A 21,513-nucleotide genomic window follows, 5' to 3' on the forward strand; every position below is an offset into this window, starting at 1 on the left:
GTACTGCCAGCACCGGCGAAGCTGCGGGAACACTCACGAGGTCGTCACCACCTTGATGCCTTCCTTGATGCCCGTTCCGGTGACCTCGACGATTCCCTTGGCGAACATCCCCACCTTGACGGCCAGCAGTGGTCCGTTCTCGACCTGTACGGCGTAGCCGCCCTCGGACAGGGCCAGCAAGGCGCCGACCGGAACGGCCAGTACGCCCTTCTTGGTCTGTCCGGCGAACTGCACCTGGACTGCGGCGGAATCGATGTCCGCCACCTTGCCGGCGCCCGTCCTGTCGAGCGAAACAGTCACCGAGACCTTGGCCGGCCCGGCGGCGCCCCCCGAGGCTGCCTCCTCACTCTGAACGACTGTGGAGATGACCGATACCTTGCCGGGGGCCGTCGAGGCGTCGGGAAGCTTGATCGTCACCTTGGCGCCCTGTTTGATCGAGCCCATGTCGAGGGCGTCCACCGGGACCGATACGGACTTGGTGGTCGCGGTGAGAGTCAGCAGCTCGCCGGCGGTGGCGTCGGCCCCGATCTGGGCCTTGACGGAGCTGACGCGAACGGCACCCTGCGTCACCACGATGTCGCCCGCGTCGAGCACGCCGGTCGCTGCCGCTCCCCCGGCTGTCTGCCAGCGCTTGACCGCGTCCATGAGTTCCGCGGTGAGTACCCCGTCCCCCTCTTTGACCTTCGTTTCCTCGGGGGCGGAGGCGGCCGGTGTTTTCTCGGGGGCGTCCGGCGTCGGCGCGCCGGCCTCGTCGTTCTTCCCGTCAGGGGCACCGCTGGTCTGCGCTCCCGGAGCCGTCGGCGCATTTGCGGCGGGCGGCTCGGACGCGGGTGCGGCAGCCCTCCGGACCGTGCTGCCCACAGCTGGCTGGGAGCCGATGTCGTATCCGAGCGCCCGGAGATTGTCGACGACCACCTTGATGTCGCGGCCGACCAGGCCGCGGGTGTCCAGTCGGCGGAACAGTGGCGTGCTTCCGTAGAACACGAGTACCGGCCGGTCGTCCACACGGTAGAGCTGCTCGTTCCGCTCGACCTTGGCGCCCGGGGCCGGCAGCCAGGTGACTCTGCCACTCGCGGATGCCTGCACGCTGCGCGTGGATCCGTAGCCCAGGGTGCCGCTCAGCTCCATCTCATTGGACAGATCCGTTCTGACCACGGCGACGGTTCGCACCTTCGTCGTCTTCTTGACGGTGGTGTCGGCGCCGCTTCCATCCGCCGCCCACCCGGCGAGGCCCACACCTGCCGCGGCAACAGCGATGGCGGCAAGGGCGAACACCCACCGCCGCCGGGTCTTCGTGGAGGGACCTTCGCCGGCTTCAGAGGCGGCTTGCCTACTTCTTGTCACTGAACGCCTCCACCTTGCACTCTTCCTCAATCTCGTAGGCGTTGGGCGGTTGAGTGCCTACGTAATTCCAGCCACTGCCATCCGCGATTGCGTTGGTTTTGACTCCTCGCTTGTCCATGCACTGGAGCCACTCGCGGAAGTCGTCCATGTAGTTCGGGTTCTTCTCCTTGACCAGCTCCGGCGGCTGAAGAGGCTTCTTGGACTTGCACTTCTCCGCGGCACCTCGCATGGCGGGCGACTTGAACTCAGGCCAAATCCATTCGCCGCCGCCGGGGTCGGGGCCATTTTCCTGCTTCGCGTAGGTGGGCACACCGTTCTTCTTCAGGCAGGTCGACCAGGCATTGTGGATGAGTCGCTTTTCCTCCTCCGAACTGTCCAGACGGAGTTGAACGCCCTCCGCGCCAGGAGCCGCTGTCTTCTTCCCGGATGAACCAGACTTTTCCGGCTCGGTGATCGAGGCCACTTCGGACTTCTGGCCGCCGCCGCCCCCTGTATCTGATCCACCACAGCCAGTGACCAGCGCGAGAGTGACAATTCCGACGGGGAGAGCGGCGAGGGGCGAGCGCGGCAGGCGGGCTGTCCACGGCCCGGAGGGAGGGTTCGACATGACCGACACTATGAGCGGCCGTTATGAAGATCTGGACAGGTCGGTGTCAGGATCCTGCCTGATTGGTTTGAGCGCGGCCTAGGGTCGACTGCATGTGCGCACACGTCCTGATCGCCGAAGACGACAAGAAGCAGGCTGAGGTGATCCGCCAGTATCTGGAGCATGCCGGCCACACGGCCACCGAGGTCTACGACGGGTACGCCGCGATCGACGAAGTCCGGCGCAGGGCTCCGGATCTGCTGGTCCTGGATGTGATGCTGCCACACCTCGACGGACTGCAGGTCTGTCGCATTCTCCGGCACGAGACGGATCTTCCGGTGCTGATGCTGACTGCCCGCTCCACCGAGGAGGACCTCCTGCGCGGCCTCGATCTGGGCGCCGACGACTATATGACCAAGCCGTACAGTCCCCGCGAGCTGATGGCCCGGATCCGGACCCTGCTGCGGCGGCCCCGCCGGCCCGCGGCCCCGGACCTCCACATTCTGCGCGCCGGCCCCCTGACCGTCGACCCGGTCCGCCACGAAGTTTTTATGTCGGGGCAGCCGATTATGTGCACCCCGGGCGAGTTCACTCTGCTGGCCGTGATGGCCGGTCAGCCCGGCCGGGTGTTCAGGCGAGAGCAACTCCTGGAACTGACCAGAGGTTCCGACCGCTACATAAGCTGCCGCATCATCGATGTGCACATGGGAAACCTCCGCAAGAAGATCGAGCCGGATCCGCGACGGCCGGTCCACCTGGTGACCGTCTTCGGTGTCGGATACAAGCTGACGGACGGACGGACAGGGCACGCGAAGAGCGGCGGCCATGCGTCGCCGTAAAAGGCCATGGCTCCCTCGGCGCAAGGCGCCGCTGCGCAAGAGCCTGCTGGCACGGCTGATGGCCACCTCGGTGCTGGTCGCCGTGTGTTCCATCGGCGCCACCGCCTGGCTGGCGGTGCAGACCACCACCCGGGCGATCCAGCAGGAACGGGGCCAGGTCCTGGCCGACGACGCGAGTGTCTACAACGAGCTGGTGGAATATGCGGCCGTCCACCGCGACTGGGACGCGGTGGGGCCGATCGTGCGCGACCTGGCGGAGCGGACCGGGCGCCGCATCGTCCTGACCTCGAAAAGCCACCGCCCGATAGCGGATTCCGCCGCTTCTGCCGCTCCTTCACCCCTGACGGTCTCCGCGGTCATCGACCCGCTGCACACGGACGCGGGACTCCTGCCCGGCAGCGGCGCCCCGGCCGACGACAGCGGTATCGACCCTCGCGCCACGGGCCCCTATCTGCTACCCAGCGGCGAGCGCTCCCTGCTGCGCCAGTTGGCGGACAAACGCGTCGACTGCCTGCGTAATCAGAGGGTCAACGCTCAGCGAATCGACAGCCCCAGCGGTCGTCCGATCGTCAAGTTCGACCCTTCCAGGCTTGAAACGCCTGACCCGTGTTTTTTCCCGCTCGATGAACCCACTGCCACCGAACGCGAACCCCTCGCGCGGCTCAACACCATGGTCTCTTCCTGCCTGGCTGCGCGAAAACCCGATCTGCCGGTGCCTGCCCATCAGGCAGTCCAGGTCGGGCCGGACTTCTCCTGGGTCTCTAAACTGCCCCCCGACGAATACGCCGACGTGCTCGAGGACTGCACCACCGAGGGTCGCCGCACACAGCTCCGCACGTATGTCGCACCAGCAGCTCTGCTGTACCTCTCCACACCCGGGGGCGCCGACACCCCTCAGTTCGACCTCTCGGCCGAGAACACCAACCGCATCATCGGAGTCACCGGCCTGGTACTGGTCCTCACCGTCGGCGTGACCGCGGTGATTGCCTCGCGCCTCGTACGCCCTCTGCGCGCCCTGACCGACGCCGCACGCAACCAGAGTGGGCCGCACAGGCGCGTGCCGGTGATCACGAGAGACGAAATCGGATACCTCACGGAGGCGTTCAATGAGATGTCCGAGCGCCGTGAGCGCCTGGAGGAGCAGCGCAAGGTCATGGTCAGTGACGTCGCCCACGAACTGCGCACCCCGCTCACCAACATCCGCAGCTGGCTCGAGGCCGCCCAGGACGGCGTTGCCACGCCCAACCCGGCTCTGGTCTCCTCACTGCTGGAAGAGGCCTTGCTGCTGCAGCACATCATCGACGACCTCCAGGACCTCGCGGCGGCCGACGCCGACAAACTGAGAATCCATCCTGAAGTCGTACGGCTCAGCGACGTTCTTCATCACGTTGCCGCCGCGCACCGGGCCGCGGCGGACACCGCGGAGATCCGACTGACCGTCAGCGGCGAGGACGGTATCCACCTGACTGCCGACCCTGTGCGGTTGCGTCAGGCCATCGGCAACCTGGTGTCCAACGCGGTACGCCACACAGCGCGCGGCGGAAGCATCGGTCTCGAGTCCCGCGTTGTCGGTGACGAAGTCGTCATCGAGGTGGCCGACACCGGCTCTGGCATCGACCCCGATGACCTGCCCAGGCTCTTCGAGCGTTTCTGGCGTGCCGAGAAGTCACGCAGTCGCCACGCGGGGGGCAGCGGCCTGGGGCTTTCCATCGTCCTCCAGCTCGCTCACGCCCATGGCGGCACGGTCACTGTTGCCAGCACGCCCGGGGTCGGATCCGTCTTCGCCCTGCGGCTGCCCCGCGTGGGCTCAGATCCGCGCGACTGAACACCGTCGGCTCGTGACCTCACTACGTGAAATGCCCACCGTGGACGCTCTAACGGCAGCCGCAGGCACTGCGGTCACAGGGCCCGGCATCGCTTGCCGCGGCTGAGCGAGGAACAGTTCGCGCCTCTGGAGCGGGAGCTGTCCAAGGGGCCGGCGGCGCACCGCTGGGAGGACCAACGCTGGACCCTGAACCGCGTGAAGACGGTGACGCGGTCGCCGGCTGCGTCAAGGAGCTGTGTCCCTGCGCGGAAGCCTCGCGGCGGCCCAGCGAAGCGCTTCACCTGCGCCGCGACGAACCGCAGCGCAGGTGAACTGCTACCCGATCGGGCTTCTTCCTTTGAACCAGGAGTAGGTCACGCCCGTTGCCCATGAACGGAGGCGTAAAAGAACTCCAACACCTTGCAACCACCCCCCGGTCCCTCGGCTTTCTCTCCCTGCGAAACGCAATTCCCGACAGCCTGGTCGGCATGCCCACGCGCTCGGCGAACGGGGCACCTTGCGGTACGAGCAGGGAAGGGCAGGTCGGGCGCGAACCGACCCCGGACCTCGGCCGTAGAGACGGGTACGACGTATACATGACGGGAGCGGCACTGCGATGAGCAACCTGCGAGGAGAACCGGCGGACCGTCCTTTGGAGAATCCGGGGCACCACGCGTCCGACGCCGGCGTCACGGTCCCAGCCGACACGTTTCGGGGAGACGGCGAACCGACAGACCCGCAGCCGGAACTACCGCGCACCCTGCGGAGCCTGGCCATCCGCACCGACTACTCGGACCAGGCGCTCTGGGATGGCTTTCGCGCGGCGCTGACGGCGCTGGACGACGACCTGGAACCGGGCTCGTACCTGCATGTGCTCGACGACCACGCGTTCCGGACTCTGTCTGCCGTTGAGATCGAGGCTTTCGCGCGCGGGAACGAGGATCATCCGTATCTCATGCTGTTTGATCGCGAGGCCATGACCTCGCCCGAGCACCTGGTTCTTGTGCTCGATCTGAGCGAGGAGCCCGGCTCGACGTTTCGCGTCCCGGCGAGTGACCTGGCGACAGTCGAGGCCAACCTCTTCCTCGCCAATATGGACTTCTCCGACTTCGTTGAAGCGGCGGACGAGAACAATATTTACCGAGCTCCCTGAGAGCGGTTGTTGTCGGGACGCATGGTCCGACAGGCGTCCCAGCAGCCTGGCCGCGCGCTGAACGGTGCCTTCGGTGAAGGCGCGCAGGGCATAGCCATCGACCTCTGGCGGCCAGGCAGGTCGGGCGCAGATGTCCGGCCCGTGACAGTCTTCCCCGCCACGGCCAGGGCTGGTGGGCCGCCGATTCCCGAGTGATGCGGCTGACCTGGACGACCGAGAGCCCGCGCACCCGCGCGCTGGCCGTGACCTTGTCATCACCGTGGTCAGCAGCGGCAAAGCGGCCGTTGCGACGTCAGTTGTGAGTTCGTATGCCCACCTGGCAGCGGGCCCGACCGCTCACACCCCCTGACCTTCAGAGCATCGCGTCAGCGTCAGAGCATGAGCGTTGCGACTTATGGGGCTTCCGCGCGCGGGCAGTCACGGCTTCACGTGGCCATGAACCAGTGAGGTAGTACGTCCGTCACCCAGGTGTACGGCACTCTCGTCCGTCATCGTTCTGGGCGTCGGCGTCGAGTGTCTGAAGCGAGAACAAGCGCCTGAATACCTGCCCCTCTCGCCTCGGCCAGTCGCCGAATTCCGTGAGGATCATTATGCGCATTCTGTTTTCCGGCACCCCTGCCTATGGACATCTTCTGCCCATGGTGCCCCTGGAGAAGGCTGCTCGGCAGGCCGGTCATGAGACGGCATTTCTGACGCACGAATCGATGGCTGGGGTGGTTGCCCCCGTGCCGGTCCTGTCGGCGGGACCGACTGTGGATGACGTCCTCGCCGAGGTGACCCGCCGTACCGGAGCGGACGCCAGCACGGACATGACTCCCGCGACGCGGGCGGAGTTCTTCGGGAGAGCGCGTTTTGACCTGGGAGCTGAGGAGGCGCTGGCCGCGGCAGCCGAATTCGGCCCCGATCTCATCATCGCCGAGACGGCCGATTACCTGGGCCGGCTCGCTGCCGCCGCGCTCGGCGTCCCGTGGGTCTCCCACGAGGTGGGGATCGCGCTCGACGACGCGCTGGCCCAAGCCATGGATGCCGCTGCCGCGGATCGATTCGCCGCCCGGGGCATCACACCATCCCAGCGTCTTGCCTCGATCGACCCGTGGCTGGACTGCCTGCAGCGTGACGACTGGAATCCGCCGGCCGACCGCATCGCGATCCGTCCGGAACCACACTCCACGGACAATGACAACTCCTGGTCAGCGCCTCAGTTCCCAGACCGGGAGCACCGCCCCCGTGTCCTGGTCACGCTCGGCACGTTCCTCGAAGATCCCGAAGCCCTCGCCGCCATGGTGAAGTCTTTGGAACCTCACCATGTCAGCGCCGTAGTGGCCGTCAGTCCCTCCGCGGATGCCGACAGCCTGCATGTCGACCGGTCCTGGGTGCGCCCCGTTGGCTTCGTCCCCATGCAGCAGCTCTTGGCCGGCATAGACGCCGTGGTCTCCGCCGGCGGTGCCGGCACCGTACTGGCAGCGCTGCGTACTGCCGTACCGATGGTGCTGCTCCCCATGGGCCTGGACAAACCGTTGAACGCTGAGCGTGCAGCCGCAGTGGGGACCGCAGTCGTGGTCCAGAGGCCCGAAGAGATCGGTGTCGCCGTCGCCAATGTGCTGAACGACCCGTCCTTCACGATCGCAGCAGCGGCGATCGCCCGGCAGATGAAGGAACTGCACTCCCCCGACGACGTACTCCGCCTCGTCCTGCAACGTATGCCCTAACAGCGTGCGGCGCCCGGGCGACGAAGGAGACCTCTCCACGCGGCCCCCCTCTACGTCAGCGGCGTCATCTGTCCCTCACGAGGGACGTTGGGCCGCCCAAGCGTCACGCTTCCACTGCGGCCCGGGTGTGGGCTACGGGGTGAAGGGGATGCCGAGGAGCTCTTTGAGCCGGCTCGGGGTCGGTGACACGTGCGGACACCTAGGAGAGGCTGACGGGGGCCACCGACGGTGCCAAGCGCCAGTGTTTCCCGTTGGCTCGCAGAGTCTCGGCTCAGGAACTGGCTGCCTTGACCTTGTCCATGCCGAAGATTTGGTCGGCCGGCGGGGCGGTGACTGCGACCGGCTTGTTGTAGTCGGAGAAGGACAGTGTGTTGGGCTCGTCGCCGCCCTCGGTGAGGGTCAATCTATGAACCGTCAGGAGAGAGTCCTGGTCAGGCGGCGAAACCGATCTCGTAGGTCTGCGGCGGCCAGTGATCGGTGCCGACGGTACAGACGTCCTTCACCTTGACCTCGGTAACGCCGCGGCCCTCGGGGAAGACACTCTCCCATTCGCCGATGACATGGAGTTCATCGGTAGCCACGGCGCTGACGACGGCCAGGCCCTCCTCGTGGGCCTTGAGGGCTTTCGTCCAGAACTTGGCGAAGGCCTGTGAGCGAATGAGGTGCATCCAATCCGGCCGGTACAGCTCCCGGTTGTAGTTCGACTCCCCGGTCGTCGAGACGAACGTCTCCCGGTCGACGATCCGAACTACGTCTCGCGAGTGTCGATCCCCGGGGTGCTCACGGACCGAACGGTTACAACCTTCGACCTTGGCCAGGCCGGGCGTGGGGCCCGGGCGGAAGGAGCCGGGCAGCGGCTTGCCGGAGGCGGTGTAGGGCAGGAAGTCCAGGGGGGCTCGGGCCGGAGCTGGCGTAGACGACGCAGTCGGACAGGACTCCGAGCGGGTACTGGCCGGTGGCCTTGGCGACGTTGGCCATCTGACGAGGCTGCCGACTATCTCGCCGCCGCCCTGGTCGCCCGCGGCTACGGCACCGACCACCGGCCCCGCCGTCTCCGCCTGAACCTGCGTTCCCACCCCTTCTCCGAGACACTCCTGGCTTTTCGTCTTCGACTGCGCGCATCAGCGTTTGAGGGAGTCGGCGTCTCCCATGACGATCACCGGGTGCTGGTCGGGATCGAGCGTGAGCAGCAGTTCCTTCATGTGCTTCTGCGCCAGGCTCACGCAGCCCTGCGTGGGCCCCCCGTGGTCGACGTGCAGCCAGATGCCGCCGCCCTTGTCCGTGCCGAGAGGGCGGGTCCAGTCGAGGGGGGTGGCTCCGGCTTTACGGTTGTAGTTGATCGCGACGACGTAGTCGAAGGAGCCGGCGAGCGGCTCGCCCTCGAAGCCCGTGCCGCCGATGGTGAAGTCCCGTGACTGGTCGTACGGCAGCTTGGTGCCGGGATCGGCGAGCAGCCCGCCGGCATCGGTAAGGGTGAAGACGCCGATGGGAGAGTGGAGATCGCCGGCGCGGTGGTCGTCCGTCCAGCCCTTGAGAGCGTTGTGCGCTGGCCAGGTTGCTCCCGGCTCCCAGCCCGCGCTCGTGCGCCGATACAGCACCACCTGCGACTTCGGGGAGTCCTTGCCGCGCCCGGTGACCAGGACAACTTGGCGCGCTTTCTTAGGTATTTCGGCCAGCGTCTGGGGGCCGAGGCCCGGCAGCTGCGCGGGGACCGATACGGCGGTCGCTTCGGTGTCCGCAGGTGTCGGCCGGGGCTTGGGCTGGGTCGTGCCGGGGGCGCCGGATGCCGCCCCTGCGTCGAGTACACCGACGGCCGCCGACGAGGGGTCGTCAGCTGTTCCTGAGTGCAGTTCGCCGCATCCGGTCAGGGTGACGGACAGGGCCAGGACAGCGGCCGGTATTCCCAGACGGTTCAGGCCCGGGGTTATGAAGGTGGTCGCTTGGCGGTTCCCAAAGGGCGCAGAGGGAAGCCGTCGCGGGGGGCGACTGGTTGATGAGGCCATGCTGTCAGCCTGGATGAGACAAGTGAGGAACTTGTCAGCTCCGGCACGCGAGGTCAGACGAGGTCAGACGAGGGGCAACGCTTGCGGCAGCATCGGGTGGGCCTGCGGGCGATGCCGTTAGCAGATCGCTTCCGGCATCCCTTCCCGCACCGTCCGCCTCAGCGTGCGGAGCCCGCCTTCCACTGATTCCACGCCATGTTCCAGCCGTTGAGGCCGTTGCCGGGGGCAATCGTCTTGTCGTTCGAGTTCCGCACCACGACCACGTCACCGACGAGGGAGTGGTCGTAGAACCAGGCGCCGTCCTGACCGGGGTCGCCGCCGCCCCGGGCGTCGTTGAGCCCAACGCAGCCGTGGCTGATGTTGGACCGGCCGAACACCGAGTCGGCGCCCCAGTAGTTGCCGTGGATGAACGTGCCCGAGGTGGACAGGCGCATGGCGTGGGGGACGTCGGGGATGTCGTACTCGCCGGCGAAACCCACGGTGGCTCCGTCCATCCGCGTGGTGATCAGCTTCTGCGAAATCACCATCTGGCCGTTCCACGTGGGCGAGTTCTTGGCACCCGCCGTGATGGGTATGGTCTTCAGGGCCTTGCCGTCGCGGACTACCGTCATCCGGTGCGCGGAAGCGTCCACGGTAGAGACCTGCCTGCGGCCGACGGTGAACCGGAGGGTCTTGTTCTGTTCGCCGTAGGCGCCCTCGGCACCCTTGACCCCGTCGAGGCGGATCTTGACAGTTACGGTGGAGTGAGCCTTCCAGTAGTGCTGCGGACGGAAATCGAGGCGCTGCGTGCCGAACCAATGGCCGACGACGGGCTGTCCGCTGCTGGAGCTGACCTCGATGGCGGCCTCGACGGCCTTCTTGTCGGTGATCGCTCTGTCGAAGGTGAACGAGACAGGCATCCCGACACCGACGGTGGATCCGTTGTCCGGGGTGAACGTGCTTGTGAAGCGGTGGGTTTCGGAGAGGGTCGTGAACGCGATCCTCTCCGTCTCCTCGTGTCCGTCGTGGTTGGCGGCCACCACGGTCAGCCGGTAGGCGGTGTCGTGGCCGAGGGCGGCATCGGGTGCCCAGGTCCTTTTGTCCGGGGTGAGTTTGCCGCCCACGGTCCGGCCGGCCGCGGTGGTGAGGGTCACCTTGGTGATCCTGCCCGCCTCGACCGTGACGCGGCCGCCGCGTTCGACGGAGACATGCCTTTGTCCGTCGGCGGCGTTCAGGTGTATGCGCGGCGTGACCGTGGCCTCGGCATCGGCCGGCGGCGCCTTCGCGCGGTCGTTCGCGTCTCCTGGGGCAGTGCTGCACCCGGCAAGAAGGCATAGCGAGATCGGCAGGACGGCGAGGGCCGGGGCGGGGCGGGTGCGGTGCATGTGATCTCCGTCGTGCGCGTTGAGTGGCGTAGCCCACCGAGTGGAGGGAACGCAGCCCTGGGTTCGAGCGGCGGGTTCGGCACTGTTCGCATGACTCATCACAGTTCGCGTGACTCATCGGATCGGGCGACACCGCTGCCGTGATTGCGGCCCGGCCGCAGCTCTTCGGCTCGCCGTTGCCGTCACACCCAGCAGCTGCCCGGCGTGATGGCAGCGCCGAACGCGACCAAGGGCAACGCCAGCCTGGCGCACGCGTATCAGGAACTTGTCAGGGTGTGGGAAGACCCGCACATCGGCCTGACTCGATCCCGCCGCGCATAGAGTCAACGGCGTGTGCGCACATATTCTGGTGGCGGAAGACGATGAAATGCAGGCCAAGCTCATCCGCCGGCTGCTGCTTCAAGAGGGTCATACCGCCGTCGTGGTCCACGACGGCCGGGCCGCGATCGACGAGGCCAAGAGCCGCAGACCCGACCTGGTCGTCCTGGACCTGATGCTGCCCAGGATCGACGGTTTCGGCGTGTGCCGCATGCTGCGCCAGGACGGGAACGTACCCGTTCTCATGCTCACCGCCCGCTCCACAGAAGACGACGTGCTGCTCGGCCTCGAACTCGGCGCGGACGACTACATGACCAAGCCGTACAGCCCACGGGAGCTGATGGCCCGCATACGCACCGTACTGCGCCGTTCCATGCGCCCCGCGGGGAACTCCCCTTTGCTGCGCGCGGGCTGCATCACTATTGATCCCGTACGGCACCTGGTGACCTGTGACGGCACCCCCGTTACGTGCACCCCCGGCGAATTCGCCATCCTCCACGCCATGACCGCAGAACCCGACCGGGTGTTCTCGCGCCGTCAACTGCTGCAGTACACCCGTGGCCACGACCGCGCCTCCACCGAACGCGCCATCGACGTACACATCATGAACCTGCGCAAGAAGATCGAACCCGACCCGCGCAGGCCCGTGCGGCTGCTGACGGTCTTCGGCGTCGGCTACAAGCTCGTCGACGGCCGCCATGACGCCTAGTCCTCGAATTCCCTGGCGCAAGAGCCTGCTGGTACGGCTTGTGCTCACCTCCATGGCGATCACCGTCGTCTCCGTGGGCGCCACGTCCTGGCTAGCTGTGGAGACCACCACGCGTGCCATCCAGGAGGAGCGCGGTCAGGTTCTCTCCGACGACACCGACATCCTGCGGCAAGTCAGCGGCTTCGCCGCGACCCACGCCGACTGGAACGGCGTGCAGACCTTGGTGCGCACGCTGTCACACAGCATGGGCCGGCGCATCGCCCTGACGACCGAGACCGGATACCCCATCGCCGACTCCGCCGCCCCGGGTACCGCCCTGCCCGCCCGCGCCTCGGCCACCGTCGAACCGCTGAACACCGACACGTACACCGAACCGGGGGCCCAGCTCGCCGGGATCGACCCGCGGGCGGTGGGACCGTATCTTCTCCCCGCGGCCGAACGGGCACAGGTAAAGACGCTCGCCGAGAAGCGCCTGGCGTGTATGCGGCGGTACGGAAGCGGCGGCAGCAGCCACCAGAGCCCCAGCGGCCGCACGGTGATCACACCCGACGACGGGGAGGCATCCGTGCCATTTCGGGCGCAGTGCGCCGACGGAGAACTCAACACGGCCACTCGCACGGAGCAAAAGGCACTGGACGAACTCAACGCCATGATCGCTTACTGCCCCGGTCTCGAGCAGGGGCGAGGAATCCCGCTGGCCGGGGCAGGCATCGACTTGGTTCCCGGCTCCAACACCCCGGCGAGCGACTACGCCCGCCGGCTTGGTGGCAGCCAGCGGACGCAGAGCTGTGTCGACAGCGCGCGCCGCACACAACTCGACCCGTACGTCGCACCAAGGGCCAGACTCTATCTGGGCAGCCTGGGCCAGCAGCCCGCAGGTTTCAACCTCTCCCCCGCCAACAAAGCCAAGATTGTCGGCGTCACGGGGCTCGTCCTGGTCACCACCGTCGCCATGACCGCAGTCGTCGCGATCCGCCTCGTCCGTCCCCTACGAGCGCTGACGGCCGCAGCCCAGCAGCCACCGCAGCGGCACGCGCGCGTTACCGTCACCACCAAGGACGAGACGGGTTACCTCGCCGCCGCCTTCAACGATCTCACCGCGCGCCGTGAACAGTTGGAATCCCAGCGCAAGGCCATGGTCAGCGACATCGCACACGAGCTGCGGACCCCGTTGACCAATATCCGCGGCTGGCTGGAAGTCACCCGCGACGGGCTGCTCGCCCCGGACCCGGACCTCATAGCTTCCCTGCACGACGAAGCGCTGCTACTGCAACACATCATCGACGATCTGCAGGACCTCGCTGCCGTCGACTCCGGCACCCTGAGTCTGCACCGCGAGCCGGTGGGCGTGGACGAACTCGTCGCCCAGGTAGTGTCCGCCCACAGCACCCGCGCCGAGGCCTCGGGCATCCGCCTGTGCACCCGCACCGACCCCGGTCTCTGGCTGGAGGCCGACCCCGTGAGGATGCGCCAGGCGCTGGGGAATCTCCTTGCCAACGCGCTCCGGCACACCCCGGAGAACGGCACAGTCACGCTCACCGCGAAGCAGACCGGTGACCTGGCCGTGCTCACGGTGGAGGACACGGGCGGCGGCATCGCGCCCGAGGACCTGCCTCATGTCTTCGAGCGTTTCTGGCGGGCCGAGAAGTCGCGGAGCAGACGCACCGGCGGCAGCGGACTGGGCCTGTCCATCGTCCGCCAGCTCGTCGAGGCACACGGTGGAACCATTACCGCCGACAGCGAGCCCGGCGCCGGGGCGGTGTTCACCATCCGGCTTCCCCGGGGAACGGAGCCTGAGCGCCTCTCGCCATGAAGTGCCACGACGCCGAGATTTGATCCGCGCCGATCGGCCCGAACCGGCGGCCTGTTGACAGCCGACCGTGCAGGCTACGACTTCCGTGCGTCGGCCAGCTTGTCCAGTTCGCGCATCGCCTCGGCGTGGGCGCTCATCCGGCTGCTCACACTGCCACTCGTGAAGAGCGCCACACCAGCGGCCGACACCGGCAGGGACAGCCCGAGCACGGCCAGGGCCTCGGGCCAGTCGCGTTCGTTCTGGCACCAATCACCCTTTTGCAGGCCCTCGTTGGCCGTACCACGCTCCGTCAACAACCGTGATTCACACTGCTGCGGGTAACGGTCGCCGGGCTCCTCATCGACCTCGTACGGCGTGAGGAGCAACACGACACACCATGTCCACAGGAGCGCCGCCAAGGCCAACAGACCGATACCCCAGGCGCGTATCCGCGTGGCCCGGTCGCGGAAGTCGAGGTCGTACTCACGTGATCGCATGGCGGACGAATCTAGCAGTGGTTTTCGCAGCTCGTGTCATCCGCTGTGGCTGTGACTTGGGCGTTCTCAGGGCGTCTCAAGCATGTCGTCCGCCGCAGTCCGCTGACGATCCTGAATCTGCCGACGGGCGGTCGACCAAACGCTCTCGAACTTCCACTTCTGTAACACGCTTTAGCGGGCGACCCGGTCGCCCATCATGAGGTCGCCCTTCGGGTCCGCGAAGGAGGTCCCGGGCAGGTGGGTGACGCCCTGGGTGGACAGACCGTCGGCGGAGCCGGGCAGCAGCCAGGCGGAGCTGCGCCCCTTGTCGTCCCCCGGTGCCGACACTGTGAGGTCGGCTTTGTGGTCCCCGTTCATGTCGGTGAGGAGCACGGACTCCCCGAAGTTGTCGTCCTTGTCCGGGATGGCGTGGACGTCACGCTGGTCGAGCTGCCGGGCGCCTTTGCCGGTCAGGCCGTGCGGCCCGCCTTGGAAGAGGAGCACCTGCTCCGTGCCTCTCGCGGCGTACACCCGGGACCGGGGCGCTCCGGCCACGACATCCGCGTAGCCGTCACCGTTCACGTCCCCGGCGTCCAAGGAGGTGAACACGGCGTCGTTGTCCTGGGGTTCCTTGCCGGGCACGCCCGGGGTGTCGCGGTCGAGGGTCGCGGTCCGTTTCCCCGGGCCGGACTTCGTGCCGTACACCACGGTCACCGAGTTGCGGCTCGCCCGCTCGCCCCGGGGGCTGACGATCAGGTCGGCGTACCCGTCGCCGTCCACGTCGCCGACTGTCGCGGTCTCCGCGTCGGGGATGTGTGTGCTGTCCGGCTTCGCGAAGCCGTTCTTGCCGCCCTGGAGGTAGTTGCCGACCCAGTGCAGTTGGGACCAGTCCGAGTCGCCGTCGTCGTCGGTGTGGAAGCTCACCAGGTCGTCGGTACCGTCACCGTTGAGATCGCCCGCGACGAGATCGCTGTACGCCAGCTCGCTGGGCAGGCGGTCGGGCAGCCGGGGTGCGGGGACCGGGCCTGTGTCGGCGGGGGCGCCGTTCCGCTGGAACGGGCCCTTCAACAGGCCCTTCTCGGAGCCGAGCCCGAAGACAAGGTCAGCGTGCCTGTCGCCGTCGAAGTCACCGGCGGCGAGCTGTTCCTCGATGACGCCGTCCTGCGTGCCGGGGACGTGGCTGCGGTCCGTCCCGGGCACACGGGTGGCGCTCGACAGTCCGTGCTCCGAACCCCACAGGATGATGACGTGGGTGCCGTCCTTCTCGAAGACGGCGGCCGCGAGGTCGGTGTAGCCGTCGTCGTCGAAGTCGCGCGCGACGGTCTCGAACCCGAACTCTGCCTCGTCGCGCGCTTCTCCCGGTATTCCCGCGTCGGCCTGCGTGAGGTACTGGCAGCGGCCGACGCCCGTACCGTCTCCGGAGCCGTACGCCACCTCGACGCTTCCGGCGATCCAGTTGAGGTCCACGTCCCCGCCCCCGGACAGCGCCAGGTCGGGGTGGCCGTCGTTGTCGAAGTCGGCGGGGGGCGCGTTGACGGCTGGGGCCTTGGCGGCGGTCTTGCGGGCCGGGTGCGGGGCCGGGCCCGGTGCGGTTCCGTGTGTGACGGTGCGGCACTTCTTCGGCGCGGCGACGTGCCGGGGTGCGTCCCCCACCACGGACCAGGCCACCGGCGCTATCACGGCCGCCACTGCGATGACCGCCACACCGGCGATCATCCGCTGACGGTTGCTGATACGTCGACGCACGCGCCTCTCCTCGTCACTTCGCCCCATGGGTCCGGGAAGCACACAGGCGCCTGTTGGGCCGGATACCGGCAGCCGGACCGGCCTGGACCGGCACCGCCGCCGACAGCGGGGCATTCGTTTCCCTCGTACGACCCAGCACGCTTCCGGGGGGCCTTCCGGTTCCGTTTACCGGTTCGTCGACGAAGTCGCTGCCTACTGCCACCGAATCTCGCGGGCCAGGGTGCTCTTGCCGCTGGCCGGCAGCCCGGAGACGATCACGAAGGCGTTGTCGATCACGATGCGAGTGTGTCGCAGCCCGGTTCCCGGGCTGCCCGCGGGGTGGCTGGCTGTGGGGTCCGTCGTGGTCGAGCAGGCACGCCCGCCGTTTCAGCCGCAGGTGCAGTCGGTCCCACGCCTGCGAGGTGGCCTTCCCGTAGAGCCGGGCATTCGGTGACGGTCACGGCTGCTCGGTGCCCGTTGCGAGTTGCAGTTCTGGCACCATGACGAGATGGAAGATGTGCGTCAGGTCGTCAGCTCGGGGTCGCCGCTGGAGCCACAGATCGGCTTCTCTCGCGCGGTGCGGGCAGGAAAGTACGTCGCCGTTGCAGGCACGGCGCCTATCGGGGATGACGGCTCCACCGTCGGACCTGGCGATGTCTATGCCCAGACAGCACGGTGCCTGGACATCGCTGAGCGGGCATTGCAGGAGGCAGGGGCGTCAATCGAGGATGTTGTGCGGACACGCATCATGCTGACTGACGTGACGCAGTGGAAGGAGGCCGCACGGGCTCACGGCGAGCGGTTTGCCTCTGTCCGGCCTGCATGCACAGTCGTAGAGGTTTCCCGCTTCATCGAACCTGCTTGGCTCGTCGAAGTGGAAATCGACGCGGTGATTGGTCAGGAACAGAGCTGAGAGGCTGTGTCTGCGCTCCGCGAAACAAGGAACGCAAGACGGCGGGGACGTGGTCTCGCTGAAGTCCGCTCTTCTCATGCCGACGCAGTCGTCGGCCTGTTGTGTGCCGTACCTCGATGTTGCGGCGGCCGCATATGTCCTGCACCACGCAGACCGAGACCTCTTTCGCCGACCTGGTGGCGCCCTGCCTTCGAAGCACTGGTCGTGACCGTCGTGGGGCGCGATGCGGCGCCAAGTCAATCGACACGGGTAGGCCCGGCGTGCTCTCCAGCCGTAGGCGACGTGAGGCCCCTCACGGTCGGTTGGTATCGGGTGCGGCGTTCCGAGGGAGTAGCGGCACGAGCGTGAGCGCGAACCTTCCTACTTATCGTGCTGTCGGCGCACCATCTCGGTGATCCAGATGGGCGCGAACGGAGCCGTGCAGCCCGGGGAAGTCGGGTAGTCCTTGAGCACCTCCAGGCGTTCACCGATGTCGATTGCACGGGTGCGGTACTCGGCGTGCTCGATCCCGATCTGAGCCAGGCAGTGGTTCATCGCCCACTGCAGGCGATCCGGGGCGTCTTTCATCTCCGCCTCGATGACATCGAGCAGTCCTGCGAGGTCGAGGCCCTCCGGCTTCTTCGTCACGCGTTCGGTGGTCAGCGCCCAGCCGGCACTCGCGACCACTGGATCCGGATCGGCGGACCAGGCCAGGCGCAGCTCTTCGGAGTGCGGGTTCTTCTTCACCACGTAGTTCACGAGCCAGTCGTGCACCTTGGGTGTGCGCGCCTCGCGCAACATGACGTCCAACTCGTCACGCTCGAACGCCTTCGGGCGGCAGATCAGGATCGCCAGCAGTCTCGCCGCGGTGTCATCCGTCTCCCAGAGCTGGCACGCGAGTTCCTGCTGCGTCTTCAGCCGCTTCGCGAGCGCGCGCAGCTTGCCGAGGTTCACACCGTGATCGTCACCGTGTTTCTCGTTCACCTCGCGTGTCTTCGGGTCCTCGAGCTCGGCCAGCTCGGCCATCACCTCGGCAACCATCGTCTCGGTCAGCCTCGTCTCGGCTACCTCAGCCTCCTGTCCATCACGTGCGAGATTCAGCCTACGACGGAAGTCGGCCCGCACCGGCTGATCACTGCCCCCCAGCGGCCTCGGGCTCCCCAGTCCCGTTCAAGACTCCGGAGCTCCCGGATAGACCAGTCTGAAGTGCCTGTCACCAGCTGCTGTTGGCGGTAGGTGAGCCGAAGCCCGATAGTTGCCGCAAAGGCAGGCTTGTTGTCACCGTGCTGATGGTGGTCGGTTCGGCCGTTGGTGAACGTCGCGTTCGTGACGGCGGTCCCTCGCTATGTTTCGGGCATGGCTGATCACCGCTCGGTTGACGTTGCAGGGGTCCGGCTTGCCTATCAGGTCTCCGGACCGCCGGAAGCTCCGCCGCTCGTCCTGTTGCATGCTCTGGGCGAGGATGCTGCGGACTGGGACGTCGTGGTGCCGGTCTTCGCCCGCAGGTGGCGGGTCTATGCCCTTGATCTTCGTGGTCATGGCCGGAGCGATTGGCCGGGGGACTACTCGCTGCAAGCGATGCGGGACGATGTACTCGGTTTTCTGGATGCGCTGGCTCTTGGCCGGGTGGATCTGATTGGGCACTCGATGGGTGGGATCGTTGCCTATCTGTTCGCCGAGGAGTATCCGCAGCGCGTGGACCGACTCGTCTTGGAGGACGTCCCGGTGCCGCGCCCCCGGGAGCAGTCCACTCCGACCAGACCGGATGGAAAACTGACGTTCGACTGGGAGATGGTGCTGGCCGTCAGGCGGCAGGTCGACACGTCTGATCCGGAGTGGTTGGAGCGACTCAGCAAGATCACGGCGGAAACCCTTGTCGTGGCCGGCGGTCAGGGAAGTCATGTTCCCCAGGCGGGCATCGCTGAGTTGGCGGGTCGTGTTCCTCAGGGGCGAGTCGTCACCATTCCAGCCGGGCATTTGATCCACAACACCGCACCGACGGTGTTCGCTGAGGTGGTTCTGAGGTTCCTGCGGCCGTCGGGAGATGGCTGTAGTGCTCTGAAATCTGAGACGACGTAGGTTAGTTGGGCCGAGCTTCCGGGCGGGGAAGCGGACGGTCTTCGTCGGTATGGAAGCGTTGTGGAACGCTGGCGGTCACCAGGCTTCGGTGAGAATCGCTCAACCTTCGATGGCACAGAACATCCGGCGCCTACGCGCGGCTGGTCCGGCCAAGGACCGGCCTCCTCCACGGCGCCCCACAACCGCTCCACGGCGACCTCGTCAGGGACGGAACGCCAGCGGTCGGTCTACTGAGCACGCGAGTGAGTTCGTTCCCGCTGTGGGCGGCCGTCAGCTGCCCGCCTTCAACACCGCAGCCACCAGCGGCCCCGTCGACTTACCGCCCCGGCCGCCCTGTTGGACCACCGCCGCCGCGGCGAGGTCGCCGTGCCATGCGGTGAACCAACCGTTGGGCTTGGTCTGGCCGTCGACCTCCGCGGAGCCCGTCTTGCCGCCGATGTCCGAGCCGACGCCCGCCATGGCCTCCGCGGCGGAGCCCGACGTCGCGGTGTAGTTCAGGAGTTCGTGCAGCTGCGTCTGCGCGGACGCGTCCAGCTTGCGCGCGGCCTTCGCGAGCGTGCGGTCGTCGACGTCGGGCGAGACCAGGTACGGCTGCCGGAAGACGCCCGTCTTGGCCGTGGAGATGATGGATGCGACGTTCAGCGGGTTCATCCGTACCCCGCCCTGCCCGATGAGCGACGCCGCCATCTGCGCATTGCTCTGCACCGGCACGGCCCCGTCGAAGCTGGACACCCCGATCGACCAGTTGTTGAGCCCGAGACCGAAGACCTGCTGGGCCTGCTTGGTCAGATCGTCATCGTCGAGCTTCTCGGCCTGCGTGATGAAGGCGGTGTTACAGGAGGCAGCGAAGCTCGTACGGAACGTACCGTTCTTGATCTCGAACTTCTCCACGTTCTGGAACTTCCAGCCACCGTACGACGCGTACTTGGGGCACGGATGCGGCTTGTCGATCGACGCGAGGTCCTTCTCCAGCAGCATCGACGACGTCACGATCTTCATCGTGGAGCCGGGTGCCAGGGACCCCTGCAGCGCCGTGTTGAAGCCATGGCTCGAATTGGCGGCGGCGAGGATCTCACCGGTCGACGGCTTCATGAGAACTATGGACGCCCGCTCGCGCTCACCCACTTCCCGCTCGGCGGCAGCCTGCGCGGTCGCGCTGAGCGTGGTCTTGAGTGTCCCCGGCGTGCCATCGGACAGCGTCAGCAGAGTCTTGTCGGGGGTCTCGTCGTCACTCTCCTCGCTCTTCCCCGAGCCGTCGTCCTTCTGCGAGGCGTCGTCCTTCTGCGAGGCGTCCGCGCTGTCCCCGCGGACCACCCGCAGTTCGATCCCCGCCCTACCCCCGGCCTTCTTGCCGTACTTCTCCCGCAGCCCGTCCAGGACGGTGCCGAGCGAGGGGTATTTCGCCTCGGTGAGCTCCGCGCCGTCACGGTCCACGGCCTTGACGGGCGGATCCTCGGCCTCACCGGTGACCAGGGTGTCGCCCTGCTTGAGGTCCGGGTGCACGACGGACGGCTGCCACCCGACGAGGGGCTTGCCGTCCTTCGCCCGGCGGACGACCGTGAGCTGGGAGTCGTAGGCCAGGGGCTTGCTCTTGCCCTTGTACGAGACGGTGCCGGAGACCTTGAACGTCACCGTGGCGCCGGACGCCTCGCCACGGGTCAGCGTCACATCGTCGATGTGCGCGTTCTTGTGGAACCCGGTCAGCGCGGTCTGCGCCGCCGCCGTGCCGTCGGTGAACGCGGCGGCCTTCGCGGCGTTGCCTCCCTGCCACGCGGTGAGGAACCCGTCGGCCGTTGCCCGGACTTCCGCGGCCGTCACCGGGCGCGCTTTGAACGTCTTCGCAGTGCCGTCGGCCGTCGTGTCCTCGTCCGCCGTGGCGCCGTACATGCTGTACGCGGCGAACCCCACGCCGCCCACGACCACCGCGACCACGCCGCCGATCAGCGCAGGGTGCATTCTCCTGCGCGTGGCGCGCCCTCTCCTGCCCACAAGTCCTCCGCCGTTCGCCGATCCCCCAGCTCCTCACCAAGAGGTCCCCCACACTAGGGGCGGCAGATGTGCGGCCGCTTCCCAGCCCCCACCCTCGGCCCCCGCGCGGAGAACCGCCGCCACGATCGAGCCCGCCGCATCGCCGCCGTGGCCGCCGTCCAGGGTCACCGCGGCGGCCGCGACATCGCCCCGGTATCCCGTGAACCAGCTGTTGGACTTGGCCTGGCTGCCGACCTCCGCCGTGCCGGTCTTCGCGCCGATGTCGCCGCCGAGCCCGGCCATCGCTGCGGCGTCGGTGCCGCTGGTCGCGGTGCGGCGCACCGGATGCCACCCGTGCCACAGTCACGGACCTGGTCCGGGCCGCGGAACGTCACCAGACCGCCGTGACCACCAGCAGCCGCCGCTTCCTCGGTGATGACGCCGAGGATCTCGCCGCCCTCGTGGTGCGCGGCACGGCCGAGTCGTACGGCAGACCATCGGCGGCGGCATCTCGGCCGCAGCTGTGGCAGCCCATCTGAGCCCCGATGTTGGGGGGTGGCGAACGACTGAGGCCGGGAGCCAGGCCCGGAGCTGTGTTCTGCTCGTCGGCGTGTCGGGCCGGACAGCGGCGTTGCGCAAGCGGCTGGCGGCCGTCTTAGCTTGTTCTTTAACCTTTCAACCGTTGTAGGGCTATAAGTGTCTTCTCGCGGCGGACGGTTTTGCCTACGTCGTAGTGGGGTGTCCGGTGTCTG

General features: G+C 67.4%; 18 protein-coding genes and 3 pseudogenes. 9 read left to right on the forward strand and 12 right to left on the reverse strand.

Annotated elements, in window-relative coordinates:
• Positions 1 to 33: 33 nt before the first annotated feature.
• Both ACFYWY_RS34510 and ACFYWY_RS34515 read right to left on the reverse strand, forming a co-directional pair.
• The gene (locus ACFYWY_RS34510) at positions 34 to 1,344 is read right to left on the reverse strand and encodes a hypothetical protein (RefSeq protein ID WP_389194260.1); all 1,311 of its coding nucleotides are present in this window, start codon (positions 1,342 to 1,344) and stop codon (positions 34 to 36) included.
• Complete coding sequence (locus tag ACFYWY_RS34515) at positions 1,331 to 1,807, reverse strand: hypothetical protein (protein ID WP_389194263.1); 477 nt, start codon at positions 1,805 to 1,807, stop codon at positions 1,331 to 1,333. The genes ACFYWY_RS34510 and ACFYWY_RS34515 overlap by 14 nt, the downstream gene beginning before the upstream one ends.
• A 236-nt stretch (positions 1,808 to 2,043) precedes the next feature.
• Here ACFYWY_RS34515 and ACFYWY_RS34520 point away from each other — a divergent pair, with 236 nt between their 5' ends.
• The 4 genes from ACFYWY_RS34520 (at position 2,044) to ACFYWY_RS34535 (ending at position 7,435) form a co-directional block, all read left to right on the forward strand.
• Positions 2,044 to 2,769, forward strand: a complete 726-nt coding sequence (locus tag ACFYWY_RS34520; RefSeq protein ID WP_389194266.1) for a response regulator transcription factor — start codon at positions 2,044 to 2,046, stop codon at positions 2,767 to 2,769.
• On the forward strand, positions 2,756 to 4,594 hold the full coding sequence (locus ACFYWY_RS34525; RefSeq protein ID WP_389194268.1) for an ATP-binding protein: 1,839 nt from the start codon (positions 2,756 to 2,758) through the stop codon (positions 4,592 to 4,594). Before ACFYWY_RS34520 ends, ACFYWY_RS34525 begins: the two co-directional genes overlap by 14 nt.
• 595 nt (positions 4,595 to 5,189) lie before the next feature.
• A complete protein-coding gene (locus tag ACFYWY_RS34530; RefSeq protein ID WP_389194271.1) occupies positions 5,190 to 5,726 on the forward strand; it encodes a DUF6924 domain-containing protein in 537 nt (178 codons plus the stop codon).
• Positions 5,727 to 6,316: 590 nt separating this feature from the next.
• Complete coding sequence (locus ACFYWY_RS34535) at positions 6,317 to 7,435, forward strand: glycosyltransferase (RefSeq protein WP_389194274.1); 1,119 nt, start codon at positions 6,317 to 6,319, stop codon at positions 7,433 to 7,435.
• Positions 7,436 to 7,706: 271 nt separating this feature from the next.
• On the opposite strand, the gene ACFYWY_RS34540 is transcribed toward ACFYWY_RS34535, so the two are convergent.
• The 5 genes and pseudogenes from ACFYWY_RS34540 to ACFYWY_RS34560 all read right to left on the reverse strand — a co-directional run bounded on the left by ACFYWY_RS34540 (position 7,707) and on the right by ACFYWY_RS34560 (position 10,802).
• Positions 7,707 to 7,838, reverse strand: coding sequence for a hypothetical protein (locus ACFYWY_RS34540; protein WP_389194277.1), 132 nt, complete (start codon positions 7,836 to 7,838; stop codon positions 7,707 to 7,709).
• 28 nt (positions 7,839 to 7,866) lie between these two features.
• Positions 7,867 to 8,160: pseudogene (locus tag ACFYWY_RS34545) on the reverse strand (hypothetical protein); the annotation flags it as partial.
• Positions 8,161 to 8,235: 75 nt separating this feature from the next.
• Positions 8,236 to 8,419: pseudogene (locus ACFYWY_RS34550) on the reverse strand (hypothetical protein); the annotation flags it as partial.
• A gap of 137 nt (positions 8,420 to 8,556) precedes the next feature.
• On the reverse strand, positions 8,557 to 9,438 hold the full coding sequence (locus ACFYWY_RS34555; protein ID WP_389194279.1) for a L,D-transpeptidase family protein: 882 nt from the start codon (positions 9,436 to 9,438) through the stop codon (positions 8,557 to 8,559).
• A 158-nt stretch (positions 9,439 to 9,596) separates the two neighbouring features.
• Positions 9,597 to 10,802: an Ig-like domain-containing protein gene (locus ACFYWY_RS34560; protein WP_389194281.1), complete on the reverse strand. Its 1,206-nt coding sequence runs from the start codon at positions 10,800 to 10,802 to the stop codon at positions 9,597 to 9,599.
• Positions 10,803 to 11,133: 331 nt separating this feature from the next.
• Between ACFYWY_RS34560 and ACFYWY_RS34565 the strand changes: the two genes are divergently transcribed.
• Both ACFYWY_RS34565 and ACFYWY_RS34570 read left to right on the forward strand, forming a co-directional pair.
• Positions 11,134 to 11,829, forward strand: a complete 696-nt coding sequence (locus ACFYWY_RS34565; RefSeq protein ID WP_389194284.1) for a response regulator transcription factor — start codon at positions 11,134 to 11,136, stop codon at positions 11,827 to 11,829.
• Positions 11,819 to 13,642, forward strand: a complete 1,824-nt coding sequence (locus ACFYWY_RS34570) for a sensor histidine kinase (RefSeq protein WP_389194287.1) — start codon at positions 11,819 to 11,821, stop codon at positions 13,640 to 13,642. The genes ACFYWY_RS34565 and ACFYWY_RS34570 overlap by 11 nt, the downstream gene beginning before the upstream one ends.
• A 74-nt stretch (positions 13,643 to 13,716) precedes the next feature.
• On the opposite strand, the gene ACFYWY_RS34575 is transcribed toward ACFYWY_RS34570, so the two are convergent.
• Positions 13,717 to 14,118 (reverse strand): hypothetical protein, encoded by a 402-nt coding sequence (locus ACFYWY_RS34575; protein WP_389194290.1) that lies wholly within the window; start codon positions 14,116 to 14,118, stop codon positions 13,717 to 13,719.
• Positions 14,119 to 14,289: 171 nt separating this feature from the next.
• Positions 14,290 to 15,843: a VCBS repeat-containing protein gene (locus ACFYWY_RS34580; protein WP_389194293.1), complete on the reverse strand. Its 1,554-nt coding sequence runs from the start codon at positions 15,841 to 15,843 to the stop codon at positions 14,290 to 14,292.
• A gap of 487 nt (positions 15,844 to 16,330) precedes the next feature.
• Between ACFYWY_RS34580 and ACFYWY_RS34585 the strand changes: the two genes are divergently transcribed.
• Positions 16,331 to 16,735: a RidA family protein gene (locus tag ACFYWY_RS34585; RefSeq protein WP_389194296.1), complete on the forward strand. Its 405-nt coding sequence runs from the start codon at positions 16,331 to 16,333 to the stop codon at positions 16,733 to 16,735.
• Between the two features lie 360 nt (positions 16,736 to 17,095).
• Here the strand turns inward: ACFYWY_RS34585 and ACFYWY_RS34590 are convergent, their stop codons facing one another.
• Positions 17,096 to 17,755, reverse strand: coding sequence for a DNA alkylation repair protein (locus tag ACFYWY_RS34590; protein ID WP_389194299.1), 660 nt, complete (start codon positions 17,753 to 17,755; stop codon positions 17,096 to 17,098).
• A gap of 315 nt (positions 17,756 to 18,070) precedes the next feature.
• Between ACFYWY_RS34590 and ACFYWY_RS34595 the strand changes: the two genes are divergently transcribed.
• Positions 18,071 to 18,793, forward strand: coding sequence for an alpha/beta fold hydrolase (locus ACFYWY_RS34595; protein ID WP_389194302.1), 723 nt, complete (start codon positions 18,071 to 18,073; stop codon positions 18,791 to 18,793).
• 270 nt (positions 18,794 to 19,063) lie between these two features.
• Here ACFYWY_RS34595 and ACFYWY_RS34600 read toward each other — a convergent pair whose 3' ends face one another.
• A complete protein-coding gene (locus ACFYWY_RS34600; protein WP_389194305.1) occupies positions 19,064 to 20,749 on the reverse strand; it encodes a penicillin-binding transpeptidase domain-containing protein in 1,686 nt (561 codons plus the stop codon).
• 132 nt (positions 20,750 to 20,881) lie between these two features.
• A pseudogene (locus ACFYWY_RS34605) lies at positions 20,882 to 21,103 on the reverse strand (penicillin-binding transpeptidase domain-containing protein); the annotation flags it as partial.
• Positions 21,104 to 21,165: 62 nt separating this feature from the next.
• Between ACFYWY_RS34605 and ACFYWY_RS34610 the strand changes: the two are divergent.
• Positions 21,166 to 21,300 (forward strand): hypothetical protein, encoded by a 135-nt coding sequence (locus ACFYWY_RS34610; protein ID WP_389194308.1) that lies wholly within the window; start codon positions 21,166 to 21,168, stop codon positions 21,298 to 21,300.
• Positions 21,301 to 21,513: the final 213 nt, after the last annotated feature.

The organism is Streptomyces sp. NPDC002870 (genome assembly GCF_042888505.1).
GTDB lineage: Bacteria > Actinomycetota > Actinomycetes > Streptomycetales > Streptomycetaceae > Streptomyces.

What these genes read in the sequence shown, in the direction of transcription:
- ACFYWY_RS34600 (WP_389194305.1), bottom strand. Translation starts at nt 20,749, where the DNA reads ATGCACCCTGCGCTGATCGGCGGCGTGGTCGCGGTGGTCGTGGGCGGC.
- ACFYWY_RS34590 (WP_389194299.1), bottom strand. Translation starts at nt 17,755, where the DNA reads ATGGTTGCCGAGGTGATGGCCGAGCTGGCCGAGCTCGAGGACCCGAAG.
- ACFYWY_RS34530 (WP_389194271.1), top strand. Translation starts at nt 5,190, where the DNA reads ATGAGCAACCTGCGAGGAGAACCGGCGGACCGTCCTTTGGAGAATCCG.
- ACFYWY_RS34570 (WP_389194287.1), top strand. Translation starts at nt 11,819, where the DNA reads ATGACGCCTAGTCCTCGAATTCCCTGGCGCAAGAGCCTGCTGGTACGG.
- ACFYWY_RS34560 (WP_389194281.1), bottom strand. Translation starts at nt 10,802, where the DNA reads ATGCACCGCACCCGCCCCGCCCCGGCCCTCGCCGTCCTGCCGATCTCG.
- ACFYWY_RS34585 (WP_389194296.1), top strand. Translation starts at nt 16,331, where the DNA reads ATGGAAGATGTGCGTCAGGTCGTCAGCTCGGGGTCGCCGCTGGAGCCA.
- ACFYWY_RS34520 (WP_389194266.1), top strand. Translation starts at nt 2,044, where the DNA reads ATGTGCGCACACGTCCTGATCGCCGAAGACGACAAGAAGCAGGCTGAG.
- ACFYWY_RS34595 (WP_389194302.1), top strand. Translation starts at nt 18,071, where the DNA reads ATGGCTGATCACCGCTCGGTTGACGTTGCAGGGGTCCGGCTTGCCTAT.
- ACFYWY_RS34535 (WP_389194274.1), top strand. Translation starts at nt 6,317, where the DNA reads ATGCGCATTCTGTTTTCCGGCACCCCTGCCTATGGACATCTTCTGCCC.
- ACFYWY_RS34525 (WP_389194268.1), top strand. Translation starts at nt 2,756, where the DNA reads ATGCGTCGCCGTAAAAGGCCATGGCTCCCTCGGCGCAAGGCGCCGCTG.
- ACFYWY_RS34575 (WP_389194290.1), bottom strand. Translation starts at nt 14,118, where the DNA reads ATGCGATCACGTGAGTACGACCTCGACTTCCGCGACCGGGCCACGCGG.
- ACFYWY_RS34555 (WP_389194279.1), bottom strand. Translation starts at nt 9,438, where the DNA reads ATGGCCTCATCAACCAGTCGCCCCCCGCGACGGCTTCCCTCTGCGCCC.